At 50.4% G+C, this 19679-nt stretch carries 17 protein-coding genes; 14 read left to right on the forward strand and 3 right to left on the reverse strand.

Features of this window, described 5'->3' with window-relative positions; translation table 11 throughout:
• Positions 1-120 precede the first annotated feature (120 nt).
• The 3 genes from ACYC56_RS04325 (at position 121) to otsB (ending at position 3070) form a co-directional block, all read left to right on the forward strand.
• Positions 121-1137 (forward strand): NAD(P)H-dependent glycerol-3-phosphate dehydrogenase, encoded by a 1017-nt coding sequence (locus ACYC56_RS04325; RefSeq protein WP_461372971.1) that lies wholly within the window; start codon positions 121-123, stop codon positions 1135-1137.
• A gap of 74 nt (positions 1138-1211) precedes the next feature.
• Positions 1212-2240, forward strand: a complete 1029-nt coding sequence (locus ACYC56_RS04330; protein WP_461372955.1) for a glycosyltransferase family 4 protein — start codon at positions 1212-1214, stop codon at positions 2238-2240.
• Positions 2237-3070 carry a trehalose-phosphatase gene (otsB, locus tag ACYC56_RS04335; protein ID WP_461372956.1) on the forward strand — a complete coding sequence of 278 codons (834 nt, stop codon included), beginning with the start codon at positions 2237-2239 and terminating at the stop codon, positions 3068-3070. Before ACYC56_RS04330 ends, otsB begins: the two co-directional genes overlap by 4 nt.
• Here otsB and ACYC56_RS04340 read toward each other — a convergent pair.
• Positions 3067-3750: an oxygen-binding di-iron domain-containing protein gene (locus ACYC56_RS04340; RefSeq protein WP_461372957.1), complete on the reverse strand. Its 684-nt coding sequence runs from the start codon at positions 3748-3750 to the stop codon at positions 3067-3069. The genes otsB and ACYC56_RS04340 overlap by 4 nt on opposite strands.
• A 234-nt stretch (positions 3751-3984) precedes the next feature.
• Between ACYC56_RS04340 and ACYC56_RS04345 the strand changes: the two genes are divergently transcribed.
• The 7 genes from ACYC56_RS04345 to ACYC56_RS04375 all read left to right on the forward strand — a co-directional run bounded on the left by ACYC56_RS04345 (position 3985) and on the right by ACYC56_RS04375 (position 11386).
• The gene (locus ACYC56_RS04345) at positions 3985-4569 is read left to right on the forward strand and encodes an epoxyqueuosine reductase QueH (protein WP_461372958.1); all 585 of its coding nucleotides are present in this window, start codon (positions 3985-3987) and stop codon (positions 4567-4569) included.
• Between the two features lie 41 nt (positions 4570-4610).
• Positions 4611-5633 (forward strand): tRNA preQ1(34) S-adenosylmethionine ribosyltransferase-isomerase QueA, encoded by a 1023-nt coding sequence (gene queA, locus ACYC56_RS04350; protein ID WP_461372959.1) that lies wholly within the window; start codon positions 4611-4613, stop codon positions 5631-5633.
• A gap of 123 nt (positions 5634-5756) precedes the next feature.
• Positions 5757-6875: a tRNA guanosine(34) transglycosylase Tgt gene (gene tgt, locus ACYC56_RS04355; RefSeq protein ID WP_461372960.1), complete on the forward strand. Its 1119-nt coding sequence runs from the start codon at positions 5757-5759 to the stop codon at positions 6873-6875.
• 114 nt (positions 6876-6989) lie between these two features.
• Positions 6990-7307: a preprotein translocase subunit YajC gene (yajC, locus tag ACYC56_RS04360; protein ID WP_461372961.1), complete on the forward strand. Its 318-nt coding sequence runs from the start codon at positions 6990-6992 to the stop codon at positions 7305-7307.
• A 96-nt stretch (positions 7308-7403) separates the two neighbouring features.
• Positions 7404-8375, forward strand: coding sequence for a tyrosine recombinase XerC (xerC, locus tag ACYC56_RS04365; RefSeq protein WP_461372962.1), 972 nt, complete (start codon positions 7404-7406; stop codon positions 8373-8375).
• 62 nt (positions 8376-8437) lie between these two features.
• Positions 8438-9250: an RNA polymerase sigma factor WhiG gene (gene whiG / locus ACYC56_RS04370; RefSeq protein WP_461372963.1), complete on the forward strand. Its 813-nt coding sequence runs from the start codon at positions 8438-8440 to the stop codon at positions 9248-9250.
• Between the two features lie 135 nt (positions 9251-9385).
• Positions 9386-11386 (forward strand): SpoIIE family protein phosphatase, encoded by a 2001-nt coding sequence (locus ACYC56_RS04375; protein ID WP_461372964.1) that lies wholly within the window; start codon positions 9386-9388, stop codon positions 11384-11386.
• Here the strand turns inward: ACYC56_RS04375 and ACYC56_RS04380 are convergent, their stop codons facing one another.
• Entirely contained in the window at positions 11387-11752 is a 366-nt protein-coding gene (locus ACYC56_RS04380) for a response regulator (protein ID WP_461372965.1), read from the reverse strand.
• Between the two features lie 2 nt (positions 11753-11754).
• Complete coding sequence (locus ACYC56_RS04385) at positions 11755-13233, reverse strand: ATPase domain-containing protein (protein WP_461372966.1); 1479 nt, start codon at positions 13231-13233, stop codon at positions 11755-11757.
• A gap of 453 nt (positions 13234-13686) precedes the next feature.
• Between ACYC56_RS04385 and ACYC56_RS04390 the strand changes: the two genes are divergently transcribed.
• From ACYC56_RS04390 to ACYC56_RS04405, 4 genes are all read left to right on the forward strand, one after another.
• The gene (locus ACYC56_RS04390; protein ID WP_461372967.1) at positions 13687-14355 is read left to right on the forward strand and encodes a response regulator; all 669 of its coding nucleotides are present in this window, start codon (positions 13687-13689) and stop codon (positions 14353-14355) included.
• Between the two features lie 18 nt (positions 14356-14373).
• Positions 14374-15783, forward strand: coding sequence for an ATPase domain-containing protein (locus ACYC56_RS04395; protein WP_461372968.1), 1410 nt, complete (start codon positions 14374-14376; stop codon positions 15781-15783).
• 141 nt (positions 15784-15924) lie between these two features.
• Positions 15925-18201 (forward strand): GAF domain-containing SpoIIE family protein phosphatase, encoded by a 2277-nt coding sequence (locus tag ACYC56_RS04400; RefSeq protein WP_461372969.1) that lies wholly within the window; start codon positions 15925-15927, stop codon positions 18199-18201.
• 198 nt (positions 18202-18399) lie between these two features.
• A partial coding sequence (locus ACYC56_RS04405) for a chemotaxis protein CheB (RefSeq protein ID WP_461372970.1) occupies positions 18400-19679 on the forward strand: 1280 nt, incomplete at its 3' end.

Genomic DNA, 19679 nt, shown 5'->3' on the forward strand with positions numbered 1-19679 from the left:
TCTCGAGACTTGTTGGAGCGGTAGTCGTGTCTCGGCACAGGTCGTATATCAGCAGGTTACTGGCGGGTTCTGAGTTAAAGATGGGGATAAAGGGTCTGGAGGCAGATTAAGCTGAACGATATTGCGGTAATAGGCGCGGGTAGCTGGGGGACGGCGGTAGCAAACCTCCTGGCGAACAAGGGATACACAGTGCACCTCTGGGCGCGCGACAAGGCTGTCGTCGATGCCATTCATGAGACCCGTCACCATCCAAAATACCTGAAAGACATAGATATACACGAAAACATAGCGCCGACCGTCGATCTCGAAGAAGCGATTCAGCCTGCGCATGTCGTGGTTATGGCTACTCCATCGCATGCTATGCGGGATATAGCCGCTGAGGCAAAGGGCCTGATTTTGGGTAATAAAAAAGTTGTAAGCCTCGCAAAGGGTGTCGAGCAGAACTCCTTAAAGCGGATGTCGCAGGTCTTAGAAGAGATGCTTGCGCCCGAGATGCACAACAAAATCGCCGTCCTGTCCGGACCGAATCATGCAGAAGAGGTAAGCAAAAACATCCCGTCCGCGACGGTGGTATCGAGCCGCAGTAAAAGCGTCGCTGAAGAACTGCAAAACGTGTTCATGACGCCCTTTTTCAGGGTTTATACAAACCCCGATCTTATAGGGGTCGAGCTGGGCGGGGCGACCAAAAACGTGATAGCGATAGCCGCCGGTATCTCGGACGGCCTGGGGTACGGCGATAACACTAAGGCGTCTTTGATTACGAGAGGTCTTGCCGAGATGATTCGCCTCGGGCTTATCATGGGTGCGGACGTTCGCACGTTCGCCGGTCTCGCCGGTATGGGTGATCTCGTAGTAACGTGCATGAGTAAACATAGTCGAAACCGGGGGGTCGGCGAGATGCTTGGAAAAGGCATGACGCTTGATCAGGCCGTGGCCGAGATGAGCATGGTCGCGGAGGGCGTAAAAACTGCGGGAGCTATACGCGACATAGCCAAGGGCCACAACGTATACATGCCGATAACCGAGCTTGTCACCGAGGTCTTACACGAAGACAAGAACCCGTTCGCTTGCGTATCCGAGTTGATGATGAGAGGTGCCGTAGAAGAAATTCGCGGGCTCTCCTGGGAAACCGATTAGGTTGTTGCAGGTATTGCCTCAATAATTCCATAGATCACTAACTAAGAACTTACAGACAAGGAGAGAACTTATAGATGAAGATACTGCTGATTTCCCCACCCTGGATCAAAGTCCCACCGAGCGGTTATGGCGGCATCGAGTGGGTGGTCGCACTTCTCGCGGATGAGCTGGTAAAGAGAGGGAATGAAGTTGTTTTATTCGCAACAGGTGATTCCGATACGCTGGCCGACGTAAAATACTTCTACAAAGAAGGCCAGACCTCCAAGCTCGGAACGCTCAGCATGACGATTTACGACTCGATTCAGGTGAGCGAAGCATATAAAATCGCGGATGAGTTTGAGATAGTACACGACCATAGCGGATTTCTGGGAGTCGCGTTTTCCCATAAGGTCAAGCGGCCGATGCTGCACACGCTTCACGGGCCGTTTACCGATGATACCTCGATGTTTTACACACATTTCAAAGATGCGGTCTACTATAACGCGATAAGCGAGTACCAGCGAAGCTGCCTGCCGATTCTCAATTATGTCGACACGGTATATAACGCCATCGATATCCATAACTACCCGTTTTCAAAAGAAAAGGACGACTATCTTATCATGGTCAGCAGAATCAGCGCGGCCAAAGGGACACACCTGGCGATTGAAGTCGCAAAAGAGCGCGGTGAAAAGCTTATCCTGGTCGGAAAAGTCGACCCGCTCGATATGGAATATTTCGACGCCAAGGTAAAGCCGCACGTCGACGGCAAGCAAATAGTTTACACCGGCGAGATCGATGAGGCCGAGAAACGCCAACTTTTAAAGATGGCGAAGTGTTTCGTATTCCCCATACAGTGGCCCGAGCCGTTTGGTCTGGTCATGGCCGAAGCGATGGCCTGCGGTACCCCGGTTGTGGCGATTAGAAACGGCTCATCACCCGAAGTCGTTGTCGATGGGAAGGTCGGCTACATCGTCGAGAACGTAAATGACATGGCAGGCGCAATCGATAAGGCGCTCAAGATAGATCCCCAGGTGTGCCGTGACTATGTCCTCGACAACTTCAGCCCCGAAATAATGGCCGATAAATACGAGCAGAACTACAGGAAGATACTAGAGAAGCAATGACAGGTATAGATAAAGAACTAAATGATGAACTGAATGATGCACAATACGATGTGCTATATGAAGCGCTTGCTAAATGGAAAGAGCATCCGGAGAAATCCGGAATCTTCAGCGACCTCGATGGAACGTTAAGCAAGATAGCCCCTACGCCGGCAGAGGCGATCGTTACGGCCGAAATGAGAAAAGTGCTGCAAGACATTAGCGATAAATATGCGGTTGCAGGCATCGTAAGCGGGAGGGACTCGACCGAAGCCCGCAGGATAATAGCGCTCGATAACCTCATCTATATAGGCAACCACGGTCTCGAGTGGCTGGAAGGCGGCAAACAATTCTATGCACCCGAGGCATTCAACTTTTTTGGCCTGGCCGGGAACCTTGCCGCGGAGCTGTCTGCGATATTCGACGATACGGGTTACATCGTCGAGAGAAAGAAGCTCGGAGTGGCCGTGCATTACCGCCAGGTCGGGGACAAAGAGCAGGCAAAAGCACGGATAGAAGAGGCAATTGAACCCATGGTAGCGAAATATCCTCTCAAACGATCCGAGGGCCGCTATGTCATCGAGCTGAAGCCGGACCTGCCGGTAAATAAAGGTGACGCGGTTACGGTCATTGCGCTGCGTACCGGCATCGAGAGGGCCATGTATCTGGGCGACGACGTGACGGATATCGACGCATTCCAAGCGCTTGGACGATTAAGGGACCAGGGACGGATGCAAACGGTCTCCATAGCAATAGCCTCGGATGAAAGCGCACCGGCTGTCATGCACGAGGCCGATTACGTAGTTCAAAGCGTCGATGCAGCGGAAGACCTGCTGCGATGGATATCCTCCTAGGCGGCCGCACCGTGCCTTTTGGCGAGAGCCTCTATATATTTTGAGGCATAGTTTTTCAGCAGCGGTCCGTGTCCTGGGGCTATAAGCTGTATATCAAGCCCCTTAAGCCTCTCGATCGCATCACCGGCAAGCGTCGAATCCCCGATATGAACATCGCTGTAGGCCTCAAGAAGTTCGGTTATATCCTCGTCTATTACCATCCGCCATTTTGAGACGGTAGTCGAAAACGCCTCCCCGGAAAACAAAATACCGTTGGACTCGTCAAACACAAACACCGCATCCGGCGAGCCGATAAACGGAGCCGAGAAAAAGCGCAGCGTGTTGTGACCGATTTGCAACATGTCCCCGTCTTCTATAATCAGCGGCTGGATCATCAACCCATACAGCCCGAGCCGTATCGACTCATACTTGCTCGTCACTACTCTCGCTTGTGGGGCGAGTTCTAAAAGATACTGTAATCCCCCGGCATAGCTGACTCCCGCCTGGTTTAAGACAATGTATTGGATGTCGTGCAGGTCCACTACAGATTGAATCTTCTTAATCAGCTGGCCTGCGCTGATGGGTGCCCCGGCATTGATTAATGTGGGATACTCGTCTAGTATAAGGTAGGAATTGATAGACAAGCCCGAAGCGGGTATGTACGTGCCGACCCAGTAGATCTCTTCCTTGTTTTGACTCATAACGACCCCTTTCGCAGTATATATTCCAAGTTGTTGATGGAAACTATCAAGGGAATTTCGAATGTCGAATGATGTACGAGGATGAGAGTCGGTTAGACTCCACAGCATATCTAATGTGTACTGGACACTCACGCATTCTTAATGCACAATTTAAAAGTTAGGAATTGCGTATTTAATTGATTGTTTTTAATTCGCAATTCGACATTCGAAATTCGAAATTCCCAAAGGTGAGAGATGAACGACCTTTTAGTGCATACGTGTTGTGGGCCGTGTTTTGTGTATCCGCACGGTATGCTGAAGGAAACATATAGAATAACGAGCTATTACTTCAACCCGAACATCCACCCATCCATGGAATATATGAGGCGGCTTGAGACGTTGGCCGGATTCTGTTCTTCTGCGGGGGTCGATTTGCGTATCGGCGAGTACGACCCGCAAGTGTACCTGCGCGCGGTCGCCGGCAACGAGGGTGACAGGTGTCGTATGTGCTATAGCATTCGCCTGAACGAGGCGGCTCGGTTTGCCGCAGAAAAGGGATACGATGCGTTCACGACGACGCTTCTGATAAGCCCTTACCAGAAGCACGAGCTGCTTGCCCAAGTCGGGGTCGAAATGGCGGGTCGCTACGGCATCGAGTTTAAGTACTGGGATTTCCGGCCAGGGTTTAGAACGGGGCAGGATAAGGCTAAAGAATTAGATATGTACCGGCAACCGTATTGCGGATGTATCTACAGCGAACTCGAACGGTACGCGAAGAAGCTTGACTCGACCGTGGACGCCGTAAGGGGTAATACAGATGAATCTCGAGCAACTGGGTAGGAAAATGTGGTGTTATGGTTGCTCAGGCGGTAGGTGAAACATTGAAAACGGCGGAATTTGATTACGAGCTGCCTAAAGAATTTATAGCTCAGGATCCGGTCGAGCCGCGAGATTCCTCGCGGCTTATGATTGTCCATAGAGATACCGGCGATATCGAGCACAAAATATTCAGGGATATCGAGTCCTGCCTTGTTCCCGGGGATTGCCTGGTCATAAACGATACCAAGGTGATTCCGGCACGCCTTAAGGGGCAAAAGGCGCATACGGGCGGAAGCGTCGAGGTATTTCTCTTAAGCGAAGTCGAAAACAATCTCTGGGAAGCGCTGGTCAAGCCCGGCAGACGGTTAAGCCCCGGCACCGAAGTCGTGTTCGGAGACGGCAGACTGGTCGCACGGATAGAAAAACGCCTGGCCGGGGGAGAAAGGCTCGTCGCTTTCCATTACGAAGGCGACTTTAACCAGGTGCTCGATGAGCTGGGCGAGATGCCGCTGCCCCCGTATATAACAAAACCGCTGGATACACGGGATAGATACCAAACCATATACGCACGCGAGCGCGGCTCGGTGGCGGCGCCAACCGCCGGTCTTCATTTTACACCCGAGCTGATGCAGCGGCTTGAGAAGAAAGGCATAACCGTAGTGGCTGTTAACCTGCGAGTAGGCCTCGATACGTTTAGACCGGTAAGAGAAGAAGTCGTCGAAGACCATAAGATGCACAGCGAACTCTACAGCGTATCCGCCGATGTCGCAGCGGTTATCAACGAGACGAAGGGGCGGGGCAATCGGGTCATCGCCGTCGGCACGACCTCTGTACGGGTTCTTGAAACCGCAGGCAAAGAGGGCAGGGTTGAGGCCGGAACCGACAATACGAAGTTGTTTATCTACCCGGGCTACGAGTTCAAAATCGTCGACGTCATGATAACCAACTTCCACCTGCCGAAATCAACGCTCTTAATGATGGTTGCCGCATTCGGCGGCCAAGAGCTTATAATGAAAGCATATCACGAAGCGATCGCCGGGCATTACAGGTTCTACAGCTTCGGCGACGCGATGTTTATCGTTTAAGGAGCCAGAGGAATTACGAATTGCGAATGTCGAATTACGAATTAGTGAAGGACTAGAATGCGGGTTCTAGTAGGCAGTTGGCAGCGCGTGGGTTAAGCGTGCGGGTCTCGAAGAAGGGGAACGATGATCGAATTTGAGCTCGTCCACGAAGACAAAAAAACAAAGGCCAGGGCGGGTATTATTCATACGCCGCATGGGGATATAGAGACGCCGGTTTTCATGCCGGTCGGTACGCGTGCGACGGTAAAAGCGATGACGCCCGAAGCGCTTAAGACAATCGGTACTCAGATCATCCTCTCAAACGCCTATCACTTGTACTTAAGGCCCGGTCACGACCTTATAAAAGAGGCCGGCGGGTTGCACGAGTTTATGAATTGGGACCGTCCGATTCTTACCGATAGCGGCGGGTTCCAGGTATTCAGTTTGAGTGAGATGCGAAAAGTGACCGAGGAGGGCGTCGAGTTCCGCTCGATAATCGACGGTTCGACCCATTTCTTCACCCCCGAGAAGGTCATGGAGATCGAAGAGTGGATAGGCGCCGATATCATTATGGTGCTCGATGAGTGCACGACCTATCCATCTGAGAAGCACTATGTGGAGGGTGCGGTCAGGCGGACTTACGAGTGGGCCAAGCGCTGCAAGGCGGCGCACGTAACCGACCAGGCGCTGTTTGGGATAGTCCAGGGCGGCACGTATGAGGATTTACGCAAGATGAGCGCCGAGCTGACTACCGGGCTTGATTTCCCCGGATATGCGATCGGCGGCTTAAGCGTCGGCGAGACGCATTCCCTTATGTTTGAAGTCCTCGATTATACGATCCCGTTATTGCCTAAAGACCGTCCGCGCTACGTCATGGGCTTAGGCAATCCGACAAGCCTCGTCGAATCCGTTGCGCTCGGCGTGGATATGTTCGATTGCGTTCTCCCAACAAGGATTGCCCGAAACGGGTTGGCCCTGACATCGGCCGGCAAGGTAAATATCAGAAACGCAAAATATGCACGCGACTTCGATAAGCTGGACCCGAACCACGATTGCTATACCTGCAATAACTTCAGCAGGGCGTACCTGCGCCACCTCATCAAATCAGACGAGATGCTGGGCGCGACGCTTTTAACCTGGCATAACCTTTCGTATCTGATAGATGTGATGGGTGAAGTACGAAAAGCCATCCTCGAAGACAGGTTCGCCGAATTCAGGGCGGATTATCAGGTCAAGCACGAGAAGGAATTCGGCGTAGTGTAATCAAGCATCAAACACCTTTCGCTCGAAGCAGGACTAGAACCGGCAAAAGAATGGAAGATAAGTAGAGGAAGTTAAATAAATTCAACAACCGGCAATCGGCCACGGGAGGGCGCCATGTTAAAAAGCCAAATCGGGGGAAGCCAGCTCACCATTATCATCTATATTGTCATATTAGCCGCTCTGTACTATTTTCTTTTGGTTTTACCCCAGCGAAGACGCGCACAGGAACGACAGAGGATGATCGATAGCTTAAAAGTGGGTGATGAGATACTCACCGTCAGCGGCATCATCGGAACCGTAGAAAGTATCGAAGAGGATACGTTTAAGCTACGGGTCGACGAAAACACGACACTCACGATGACGAAGGATGCTATTGCCGTTAATATAACCGAGCAGCAGCGGCAGCAGCTTGAGCGCGAGAAAGCCGCGTAACTAATAATCTAGCAAAAGAAGGAACTACTGTAAGAATCTAGAATTGATTACTATATCTAGCCGGCATTGTAGCACTTATAGTCGAACGGTAGAGCAATGGATGAAGCAGTAGACAAAGCACTAAGCGCAGAAAACATCGACGAACCAAGCGATAAGCAAAGCAGTGAACCGATCGATGAACTGGAGCAGTTCGTGAAATACCTATCCGCCGAGCGAAACCTCTCGGCGAATTCGGTAGATGGGTACATGCGTGACGTCCGTCAGTTCTTAAAATTTGTTGAAGCCACCGGCAAGCGCGTTCAAGATGTCGATCACCGCACAATCCGAACCTACTTGGGCTTTCTGCAAAAGCAGAACTATTCCCGCAGGAGCACAGCGCGAAAACTGTCCTCTGTACGCGCGTTCTTCAGCTTCAGGCAGCGGAGAGAGGGTACCGGAAAGAACCCGACCGAGATAATATCCGCCCCAAAGCTCGAGAAGAAACTGCCGCATTTCTTAAAAGAAGACGCCGTTGATTTGCTCCTCGAAGCCCCCGATCAGGCGACACCCCACGGAGTGCGCGATAAGGCAATGCTCGAGATGCTGTACGCAACCGGCATCCGCGTAAGCGAGCTGGTAGGGCTCGATCTGGATAGTATCGATTACGGCGCACTAGAGGTGCGGGTATTCGGAAAAGGCCGCAAGGAGAGAATCGTGCCGATGCATGGCGCTGCGGCCGAGATGGTTCGCACCTATATTAAAGATGCGAGAAAGGCGCTGGTAAAAAAGCGAGACCCCGAAAAGGGTGCGACGACCGCCCTGTTCGTAAACTACCGGGGCGAGCGCCTGACCACCCACGGCGTGCGCCTCATAATGAACAAATATGTCCGGGAGGTGGGCTTAAGCAGGGGGATTACGCCCCATGCGATACGGCATTCATTCGCAACGCACCTGCTCGAGGCGGGCGCCGATTTGCGGTACGTACAGGAACTTTTAGGGCACGTTGATTTATCGTCAACACAAGTTTATACTCATCTAAGCAAGGCTCGGCTTAGGGATATTTACATGCGCTCTCACCCGAGAGCTTAGCGTGACAAAGCGGGGCAAGCTCTTTTATGTAACCGGCAAACATTTGCTCGACGGAGGCCCAAGTGGAAACAAGAAAAGTAGCAAAAAAAGTGGCACCAGATGTAAGCCATCTTTGGCAAGCATATAAAACCACGAACTGCCAGGATGCCAGGGATCAGCTCATCATTAACTATTCACCGTTGGTCAAGTATATCGCAAGCCGTATATCAGCAAATCTCCCACAGAGCGTAGACCAGGCCGACCTGGTAAGCTATGGCATATTCGGCCTCATCGACGCCATAGAAAAATACGATACCACCCGCGAGATAAAGTTCGAGACCTATGCTATCAACAGGATAAAAGGCGCCATCATCGATGAATTAAGAGCCCTTGACTGGGTGCCCCGCTCTGTCAGGTACCGGGCACGCGAACTGGAGCGCGTCTACTACGAACTTGAGAACCAGCTCAGGCGGGTGCCGACCGATGCCGAGGTCGCAGCAGCCATGGGCATGACGATCGAAGACCATAATGAGCTGTTAAGTCAGCTCAGCTACACCTCAGTGCTGGCCCTCGAAGAGCTATGGAGCGTGGGCGAGAAAGACGATAAAGTGAGCCTCATCGACAGCATCGAAGACACCTCGAGCCCCGACCCCTCCATGTCCTTCGAGATGGAAGAGATAAAAGACATCCTGGCGGATGCCGTCACAAAACTCCCCGAGCGCGAAAAAACCGTCATCGTGCTCTATTACTACGACAACTTAACCCTGCGTGAAATCGGCGAGATCCTCGGCGTTACAGAGTCAAGGGTATCCCAGCTGCATACAAAAGCCGTCTTACGGCTCAAAGCAAAAATGCGCAGCGCCCAAATCATCCAACGCGAAGCTAACGATCGGTAGCCGGATATCACAATCCCCAAAAGAGATAAACAAATCCGTTGACCCAACATATCCTCAACATAAAATCCAACACGCCGCAGTGAACTAATGCTCTTGTTTGGGTAAAACAAGCATATTGAGAGAAGGAGTACGCCCATGCAAGCTCGCGATTTCGGGGAACCGATGCGGCAAGCTGAACTCGAATTGATAATCGAGACGATTCCCGATGCGGTAGTCGTCGTTAGCCGAAGCGGCCGTATATTCTTTGCGAATCGCGCTGCCGAGACAGTGCTTGGTCTAAGCCGCAGTGAGATCACCGCGCGTACATATAATGCACCTGAGTGGAAATTTACGACGGTTGACGGGAAGCCATATCCTGAAGGCAGGCTTCCTTTCGATTTGGTTATAAAAGACGGTAAGCCGGTCTACGAAATTGAGCTTGCCATTGGGCGCCCGGATGGCAAACGGGTTATCCTTTCCGTTAACGCCGCGCCAATTCATGATGCGAAAGGTAGTATCGTGAGCGTTGTGAATTCGTTTACCGATATCACAAAGCGCAAGACGGCAGAGTTTGCCCTGCAGGAGAGCGAGGCCAGGTTCAGGGCGATTTTCGAGCAATCAATCTATGGCATCGGTATGGGAACCCCCGACGGCAGATTTGTTTTATATAACAGGGCCTTGGAAGCAATTTTCGGCTACACAAAGGATGAAATCAACAGCGCGGGTGGATGGCTGTACGTTCTTTATCCTGACCCGGCAGAGCGTGCGCAGCATAAAGAGTTTGACATGAGCATTTTGCGGGGGCAGCTATCATATGTTGAGTATACTGTTACCCGGAAAGACGGCCGAAAAATCTGGGTTTCATCATCGGCGATCCCGGTTACGATTCGGGGACAAGTCTACCTTCTTGGTATTACACAAGATATTACCCAGCGAAAGCAGGCAGAGGAACTTAGCGATGCGCTCAATAATATTAACGCGGCTATTATCGCGACACTTGATCCGGATGAGATTATGGATACCGTGTTTAACGAATCGGCTAAGGCGATCGGTGCAGAACAAACCGCCCTTGTCCTACGTGAGGGCAATTATTGGGTCTATAAACACATCCATGGCGCCCCCCGGGAACTCCTAGGCGCTCGGCTTACCGATGAGGAGATAAGGTTTGCCGGGGTGGTCGTCGAGACTCAACGACCGGTAGTGAGCGACGATGCTTTTAACGATAAGCGATTTGGTCCTGAGTATATGCGGCGTGCAGGCATCCGTTCGTTTTTAGCGGTGCCCCTTGTAGCACATGGTAATGTTATCGGACTTCTTTACCATACCTATCTCTTAGCACAAAAACCGTTTACGCCCGCTCAAGTCGATTTTGTGGCGAAACTCGGCACCGCGACATCGCTCGCACTTGAGAACGCCCGCCTCTATGAAATAAAAAGAGACGTTGCGGATACTATGCAGGAGACGCTTCTTACGGTACCGGCGCATATAGATGGTATTGAATTCAGCCATCTTTATCGTGCGGCTACCGAGGTAGCCCGTGTCGGCGGTGATTTCTACGACATATTTCCGCTAAAGGAGAATAAGGTAGGGATTGCGGTAGGGGACATCGCCGGAACGGGGGTACAAGCCGCAATCCTCGCAACGATGGTCAAAAATGCGATTAGGGCGTACTCATACGAGGATAATTCGCCCGCACAAGTTATGGCAAAAACAAACGAACTTGTTCAAGGGACTACGGGCCCGGGCCTTTTTGTCACAGCGTTTTTCGGCATTCTCGATATCGAAACGGGGAGGCTTATCTACTGCAGCGCAGGACATCCGCCGGCGATCTTAAAGAGAAAAACAGGGGAGGCCGCACTCTTGATAACAAGCTCGCCGATTCTCGGCGCCTTTCCGGCGCTCAACTTTATCGATGACGAGGAAACGGTTAACCAAGATGATGCCGTAGTTCTGTATACCGATGGCGTAACCGAAGCCAGATGCAGAAGCGGCAAGTTCTTCGGGGAAGAACAACTGGTAATGCTAATGAAAAACCTGCCGGCATCGGTCCCCGTTAAGGACATACCGAAGGTAATCTTAGGTTCCGTTATAGAATGCGCAGGCGGTACAATCGCGGACGATATCGTAGTTCTCTCTTTCGGGTTAGCTAATCCATAGTTACTCTTCGAGTAAGTTACGTATAAGTATCAGCAACTCCCGTATTATAAGCGGCTTTGTCAGGACACCCTCGGCGCCAAGTGCCACGCTTTGCACTTGCAGAGCATCGCTTTGCTTCGGCGATATCAAAAGGAATGGGATGCCGCTCTTACGCAATTCCTCACAGCTGGCCCAAATACCCTTATCGAAACCGGTGATGTCGACTAAAGCAAGCTTAACATCTTCTGCCTTCTGCAGGATTTCATCAAGCTGTTCGTAGCCGCTTGCGCCCACTACCTCATAGCCTTCTTCACCCAGGTACTTTGATAGAAGCCGGATATTATTACGGTTCCTTTCTACGGCGAGTATCTGTGATCTTTTCGCCATTATTATTGGTCCTCTCTGGCTGGGGGGTTGACCCACTCTGGGTTGCCAACCAATATGCCCCGTAATCCTGTCAGCGGCTTACCGATTTTTATGCCATACCGGGTAATCTCAAGTTCTCGTAGCGTCCTCTCAAAGTTGCTTACGCGCTTCTTTAAAACGCCGATGGCCTTTCTCAGCTCGCCAAACATCTCAAGGTAACGCAAGACGATAACATTGTCCGCCAGATAACTTATACCCAGCTCAGTGAGCCGGAAGTCGCCGGTGATAAATTCCACTTCATTAATCAAAATAACGGTTATACCCATATTCTTCAGGTACTTGGTCAGGGCGTGAAGGTTGGCAACAAGGTCTTCACCGCGCACGGTAAGCTTATAGCCCGCCGTGCTGTCGATCATAACGATGCTTGAGTCCTTCTCCTCCACCTCATGACGAACTATCGCGGCAAACTCATCGGGAGAGTAGCGCAGCGGCTCAATCGGTACTACGGCAAGCGTCCCGCGCTCAATCATAGATCTGACCGGAATATTAACCGATTCGGCGCGCTGTACGAGCGTCTCTATGTCTTCCTCAAAAGTATATATGACCGACCGTTCTCCTCGGCCGGCCGCCTCTTTCATAAACTGCAAGCCGAGCGTTGTCTTACCTACACCGCTTGGCCCGGTGATGAGGGAAACGGTTCCCCGCTCGATGCCCCCATTGAGCAACTCATCCAACTCGGCCACCCCGGATGAAATAGTTTCATAAGTATACTCGCGACCATATGTCGAGGGTATGAGGCGCGGAAACACCGCAATACCTTTATCGGTAATCGCAACGGAGTGCTCGCCGCTTCGGTAATCGGAGCCCCGGAACTTGGTAATGCTGATGACCCTGCCTTTGACCGCTACTCCTAAATTGATGACGCCATCGACCATGAACTGCAGGTCGTCATCAGGATTTATCGCGCTGGCCTCGGATGCCATAAGCACTGTTATGCCTCTCTCGGCCATATAGCTTAAGAACGAGAGCACCTGCCGGCGAAATTCAAATTCGTCGGTCGAGAGAAAACGGAACTGGGTCACCGCATCCAAAAATACGCGGGTTGGTTTTAGTTTACCTATCTCATCGATGATTTTCTTCGTAATGGGGTCTCTCTCTACCTCGACGGGGGAGAAAATATCGTAGGATTGATCCTCTGAAAAGAACTCCGCGGTAGGTGCGAGGTCGAGAAAGTCGATTCCTTTAAGATCGAAACCCAAGGCAAGGGCGTTCTTTTGGATGTCTTTTGTCGATTCGGAGAGACTTATATAGACGACCTTTTCACCTGCGGCCGCACCGGCCGCTAGATAATGAAGCCCCAGTATCGTCTTGCCCGTACCCGGGCCGCCACGGACCAAATAAGAGTTCACCGGCATAAGACCGCCTAAGATGATTTCGTCGAGACCAGTGATGCTGGTCGGTACGCGAGCAGGAGTTTGCGCTTCCTTCCTTGTCCTCGCCATTGCAACCGCCTCCTTGATGTGTCCTATATTTGATTAAAACTAAAGAATAATTGGATATTTAAAAATCGCACCAGCGCTATGGTCTGGGGCTCCTTGGCAGGCTAATAAGGAGGAAAAAGTTGGGTATGTCTTAACAAGTTGCCCAGAACAAACAACGCATCCACGACATGTTTCAAGTTTTATATTAGGTGAATAGGATGAAATAAGCAAACGTTAGCAAAATGTTAAATAACCCTGTACTTTGCTAATATGCCCTTGCTTAAGGAAGCAGCTGTCCATAGTGCCGATGGCAAAAGATACTCTGTCGTTGCAAATTAACTTGAGATAATATTATAGTATTCGAAGAGAAATAGAATTAAAGTAAAGCAATGCTATAATATATGTATAGTAGTTGTGGAAGTAAGCTTTAAGTATTATCATTAAGAATAGACGGTTACTACCAAAGAGGACGCCATGTCTGAGAAGAAACCAAATGAAGATAAAGAATCGGGTATTCCAATATACTCGATAAATGCAGTAAGCGATATAACGGGTATACCGGCTACGACGCTGCGCTTTTGGGAAAACAAGTTTGGTATAATAAAACCTACGCGTACCGAGGGCGGGCACAGGCTCTATAGCCGTCAAGACATAGAACGTATCAGGTGGGTTAAAGACAAAATAGAAAAAGAAGGCCTGCGCGCCCGCGAAGCGCATAAGCTTTTAGCCTTAAAACTTATCGAAGAAGGCGAGCTATCAGAAGAACCAGAGATCAGGAGCGCAATAATGATTCTCGTCGCCGAGAAAGACCCGATAACCGCTGAGTTGGAGGAGTATTTCCTAAAGCAAGAGGGTTACGAAGTGCTTATCGTACTTGATGGCAAAAAGGCGGTCAATGAAGCCGAAGAAAAACAGCCCGACCTTATCATTCTCGATATCATCTTACCGGGAATGAATGGTTTAAGGGTTTGCGAGGAATTAAAGAGAAATACGGCTACGTCGCACATACCGATACTTATATTTAGCATACTGGATGTACGTGACCGTGCACTTGCGGCCGGGGCCGATGCTTTTCTACTTAAACCGATCGATCAGCCGAAATTAGTTGAGGCGGTCAAAAATATGCTCGTCATTGGTGTGTGACGGAGAGGGAATGATCTCATGACCGATGTAAATAGGATAAAGACAGGCAACGAGGACCTGGATTTCATACTTCACGGGGGGCTCCCGCAAAACTCGATCAACCTGATAGCCGGCCTACCGGGTACCGGAAAAACGATACTGGCCGAGTCACTGATCTTTGCCAACGCTTCGCCCGAGAAGAGAGCCCTCTATATAAGTACGGTATCCGAGCCGTTGGATAAGATTATTCGTTACCTGCAAGGGTTCAAGTTCTTCAAGCCCGAGGCGATCGGCGATTACGTTATCTATGAAGATTTAAGCGATATGCTTCGTACGCAAGGCCTTGAAGGTGCGGTTGAGAGAATGAAAGACCTCATCAAAGAATACGGGCCGGCCTTTGTTGTCATAGATAGTTTTAAGGCGCTTCATTCCTTTGGCTCATCGGTCGAACAGTTTCGCCGGTATCTCTCGGAGATCGCCTCTACGCTAACATCGCTTGCCATCACATCATTCTGGGTCGGCGAGTATTCATCCGGTGAGATGGCCGTACTGCCGGAGTTTGCCGTCGTCGATGGGATAATCGAGCTTGTCGTTAAAAAAGTAGGGGTAAAAGATTCCCGCTACTTAAGGATATTAAAAATGAGGGGAACCGGGTTTTACAGTGGCGAGCATGCGTATAAGATAAGCGAGCAAGGCTTAGAGGTTTTCCCCCGTCTTACTACGCCGGCTCAACCAATCGACTACAAATTGGCAGAGACCCGCGCGAAAACCGGTGTTGCCGTCCTTGATGAGATGGTTGCCGATGGATTTTGGAAGGGAAGCTCGACCATCATTTTTGGACCGCCCGGCTCGGGCAAGACGCTTCTAGGGCTACATTTTATCTTTAAAGGTATCGAGATGGGAGAAAAAGGCCTCATCGCGACGCTAGAAGAGAACCCGACCCAGCTTGCCAGAATTGTTACAGGGTTTGGCTGGGACCTGCAGAAAACGATAGAAAGCGGGATGCTCGAGCTTATGTATATCTCACCGGTAGACGTCTATATCGATGAGTTTATTCAGAGAGTCGCGGATACCATTAAAGAGAAAGGCATAGGGCGTGTGCTGATAGATAGCTTAAACGATCTCGAGATCGCCTCGCCCAGCAAGGAGCGCTTCCGGGATTATATGTATTCGCTGGTTCAATTCACGGCAACACACGGAGTCTCCGTTATGATGACGACTGAGATACGCGACCTCTTTGCGACGACGTTCCTCTCCGAGTACGGCATAAGCCATATGTCTGATAACGTCATCTTGCTCACCTATCTGAGGGGCAAGTCGGAAGTCAAGCGGGCGATTGCTGTGATCAAGACGCGCGCCAGCCATCATGATCCGGCAATACGACAGTTTATTGTAACGCCGGATGGAATTACCATCGGGGGAGAATTCGAAGAAGAGATTAAGTTCTAGGTTGTCCGTCAAGGCAGCGGTTATATTTTCAATATTACGGGTACAAAGAACATACTTGTAATAGTCGTTTTCATGCCATATTAAAATTCCATAAAGCAAGCGCCTTTATCGCATAGTTATTCTAATAATCGGTGAATAACGATGTACAACATATCGAAAGCAAGTTACCCAGAAAAGAATTACATTAAGATTCTCTCAGTCTTGATTGAGGCTTGTACAAGGCTAAGCTCTTCACTTCGCCCGTCTGACGTACTGGCACAAGTCGCGCAAGCTGCGTATAAAATAACCGATATGGGCCGGTCAGTAATCGGGCTCTATGATAAGCATAAGGGCGTTATCGAAACGGTATCCGGTTTTGGTAACGCGCAACCTCTATCGACCTATCGGATATCCGACCTCGGAGACGAGTTTGCAGCACTTACCCACGGGCGAGCAATTATCATCAAAGACGCAGTAAAAGCAGAACTCTCATCCAAAGCGAGAGAACTTCAGCGCTCGCTCGATATAAAATCGGCGTTAGCTATCCCTATTATGCAAGAGAACTCCTTAATCGGCGTCATTTTTACCTATGCTATCGATAAACCCCGCCCCATCGCGGACGAAATCGTCCAAGCCATGGTGGCGCTTGCGAATCAAGCGGCTGTCGCGCTCGAGAACGCCCGTCTCTTTGAGGCCGGGGAAGAAGCTCAAAAGCAAGCTCAATACGAACTCGAGATATCAAATCTCCTCCTGAGAGCAGCAGATACGCTTGCGGAGTCGGTAGATTTGCATCAAATTGGAGAACACCTTGCTGATGTCATCAAGCAGGTAACCGGTAGATCGAGGGTTTTCATCGATGAAGTCGACCTCAAAAACAACGAGCTTATTTTCCTCGCTGTAAGAAACGGTGAACCGCTACAAACAGGTGGCAAGATGCCTATTAATGAGCTTTCGCCCGAGTGCCGGCAAGCGATAAACAAAGGAGAAACGATCATTGTAGATTATTCGTCACCATCTGTCTCAGAGACAGTTAGAAAGCAACGTGAGGCATTTGGAGCAAAGCGTGCTCTCTTTGTACCGATTAGGATCGGCGCAAAGCTAGTCGGGTATATTACGGTCGATGAGCCGGGAGATGATCGTGAATTCACGGATCGGGATGTCGACGTCGTTGAAGGTATCGCAGCACAAGCGGCAGTCGCCATTGAAAATGCGAGGCTTCATGAAAAATCCGCCGTAAGGGCAAGAACATTTGAAGCTGTCGTGCAGATGGGCAGCATGATAACGTCTACGCTGAACATGAAGGACACGCTTATTCAGATTATGGACTACGCTACCATCTTAGTGGATGCGCAGGCAGCGATGGTGTTAATCCCTAATACGCAGCCTGGTATTCTAAAAGTTGCTGCAAGCACAGGATTTTCGGGAGACCGTACGGGAGAAGAGCTGTCGATGGCTGATACCATAACGTTGGGGTTCGATAGGCCTAAACCATCTTTTATAGATAACTTAAATATGCTGTCAGCGGTACCTCTCTTTGCCGAATCCATTGAACAAGGATTTGTAACTGCTGGCGTATCGCCCCTATTTTTCGAAGGGAACCTGCGCGGCCTGCTTGTTATTGCGAATCGCACACAGCTATCCCTGACCGAAGAAGACATAGCTGCTTTCCGGTTATTTGTAGTGCAAGCCGCAACCGCGATGAGAAATGCAGAGCGTTACGAGGCGGAGCGCCATATTGCAGACACACTGCAAGAAGCGCTTCTGACGGTGCCGGAGAAGATACAGGGCGTCACATACGGAACGCTGTACCGCTCCGCCACAGAAGCCGCAAAAGTAGGCGGTGATTTCTACGATATATTTGAGATAGAGCACGGAAAAGTAGGCATCATTGTAGGCGACGTCGCGGGTAAAGGAATCGAGGCGACGGCGCTCACCACGGTGGTAAAAAACGCTATCAAGACGCATGCCTACGAAGGCGGCACACCCGCACGGGTGATGACGAAAACTAACGATTTTATTACGAGGATCAATCCACCCGGCAGTTTCGTGACCGTCTTTTTCGGTGTTGTCGATTTACAAACCGGCAATCTCATATACTGCAGCGCGGGCCACCCACCGGCGATTATAAAGAGAAATTCGGACGCAGTCGATCTGCTTGAACTCCACTCACCGATAATCGGAGCGTTTCCCCGTATGCACTATCAAAGCTTTACAGAGACGCTCAAAGAGGGTGATATATTGATAATCTACACAGACGGAATAATCGAGGCCAGATGTAGCGATGACGAGTTTTTCAAAGAAGAACGATTGGTCGAGCTTATTAGGAACCTGTCGGTAAGCACTATAGAGATGCCGCAAGCGATATATAACACCGTAATGGGTTGTACGGGTGGGACATTATCCGATGACACTGCTTTACTCTCCCTCTCGCTCCAGTAGGGAGTATCCGCACCTTTCTTATCAAGCCGTCATTTATCATGCGTGCGATTATTTGCGGCTTACATAGAATATGAAAATGGTTCAAAATAATGTAGGATTAGTAATACCCGCGGGCGTAGAGCCTGCATAAAACGACTTCATATGGGTAACATTAAGAATTTAAAGCGAGCATGCGCTTTGTTATAGCGAGGGCAGACCGTGAAGGAAGAAGGACAGGCTTCAAAGAAGAAAAGACGAGGAAAACAGTCCGGCGCATCATTCCCAATCGTCGGTGTGGGGGCATCTGCCGGAGGGCTCACGGCATTTCGACAGTTGCTTGGGCGGTTACCGGCCGATATCGGCATGGCGTTCGTGTTTGTCCAGCACTTATATCCGAAAAGGAAAAGCGCCCTTGTAGAGCTGCTGGCGACGGAGACTAAGCTGCCCGTGCTTGAAGCGCAAGACGGCCTCACGGTCGAGCCGAATCACGTCTATGTTGTCCCACCCAATAAAACGCTAACAATCGTCGGAGACACACTTCATCTTAGCCCCCGCGTTACAGATAGCGGTCTCTATACGCCCATCGACCAATTTTTCAGGTCGTTGGCGGAAGAACATGAGGACAAAGCTATCGGCGTTGTTCTCTCAGGGGCCGGCTCAGATGGCTCACTCGGTCTTGAAGAGATAAAGGCCAGGGGCGGTATTACATTCGCCCAGGAGCCCGAAACGGCGGGGCATGGCGAGCTGCCGATGCATGCCATCGTCATCGGCAGTGCAGATTACGTTCTCTCGCCGGAGGACATGGCAAATGAGCTAATGAGGATGGCCCGCCATCCTTACTTAATCGCGCCGCAGGCCTCTGAAATCGATGAGTTGCAGCCGGATGCTGAAACCAAATTACTCGGCAGGATATTTATACTGCTACGCACTGAAATAGGTATTGATTTCTCGGATTATAAAATCGCGACGATAATGCGGCGTATTGCCAGGCGCATGGCCATTAACAGGGTTAACACTCTGAGCAAATATGTAGATTACCTTACGGATAACCCTGCTGAGGTCGAGGCATTGTCCAGGGACATGCTTATTACCGTTACCGAATTCTTCCGCGACCCCGAAATGTTCGAAGCTTTAAAAAGCGAAGTATTTCCGAACATCCTAAAGCATAAATCACATGATGAACCCATACGAATTTGGGTGCCGGGCTGTTCAACGGGAGAAGAGGTCTACAGCATAGCGATAAGTTTACTGGAGTTTTTGGAACATGAATCCATCAACCCGCCGATTCAGATTTTCGGCACCGATATCAAAGAACAAGCGGTCGAGGCGGCCCGTGCGGGCATCTACCCGGAAAGCGCTTTAGCGAATGTATCTGTCGAACGCCGTACGCGCTTCTTTAACAAGGTGAAGTACGGTTATCAGATTAAGAGCTATATCCGGGAGATATGCGTTTTTGCACGGCATAATGTGACGAAAGACCCGCCGTTTTCGAAGCAAGA

The sequence above is a fragment of the Candidatus Aquicultor sp. genome, from assembly GCF_054640775.1.

What these genes read in the sequence shown, in the direction of transcription:
- ACYC56_RS04330 (WP_461372955.1), top strand. Translation starts at nt 1,212, where the DNA reads ATGAAGATACTGCTGATTTCCCCACCCTGGATCAAAGTCCCACCGAGC.
- otsB (WP_461372956.1), top strand. Translation starts at nt 2,237, where the DNA reads ATGACAGGTATAGATAAAGAACTAAATGATGAACTGAATGATGCACAA.
- ACYC56_RS04340 (WP_461372957.1), bottom strand. Translation starts at nt 3,750, where the DNA reads ATGAGTCAAAACAAGGAAGAGATCTACTGGGTCGGCACGTACATACCC.
- ACYC56_RS04345 (WP_461372958.1), top strand. Translation starts at nt 3,985, where the DNA reads ATGAACGACCTTTTAGTGCATACGTGTTGTGGGCCGTGTTTTGTGTAT.
- tgt (WP_461372960.1), top strand. Translation starts at nt 5,757, where the DNA reads ATGATCGAATTTGAGCTCGTCCACGAAGACAAAAAAACAAAGGCCAGG.
- yajC (WP_461372961.1), top strand. Translation starts at nt 6,990, where the DNA reads ATGTTAAAAAGCCAAATCGGGGGAAGCCAGCTCACCATTATCATCTAT.
- xerC (WP_461372962.1), top strand. Translation starts at nt 7,404, where the DNA reads ATGGATGAAGCAGTAGACAAAGCACTAAGCGCAGAAAACATCGACGAA.
- ACYC56_RS04375 (WP_461372964.1), top strand. Translation starts at nt 9,386, where the DNA reads ATGCAAGCTCGCGATTTCGGGGAACCGATGCGGCAAGCTGAACTCGAA.
- ACYC56_RS04380 (WP_461372965.1), bottom strand. Translation starts at nt 11,752, where the DNA reads ATGGCGAAAAGATCACAGATACTCGCCGTAGAAAGGAACCGTAATAAT.
- ACYC56_RS04385 (WP_461372966.1), bottom strand. Translation starts at nt 13,233, where the DNA reads ATGGCGAGGACAAGGAAGGAAGCGCAAACTCCTGCTCGCGTACCGACC.
- ACYC56_RS04390 (WP_461372967.1), top strand. Translation starts at nt 13,687, where the DNA reads ATGTCTGAGAAGAAACCAAATGAAGATAAAGAATCGGGTATTCCAATA.
- ACYC56_RS04395 (WP_461372968.1), top strand. Translation starts at nt 14,374, where the DNA reads ATGACCGATGTAAATAGGATAAAGACAGGCAACGAGGACCTGGATTTC.
- ACYC56_RS04400 (WP_461372969.1), top strand. Translation starts at nt 15,925, where the DNA reads ATGTACAACATATCGAAAGCAAGTTACCCAGAAAAGAATTACATTAAG.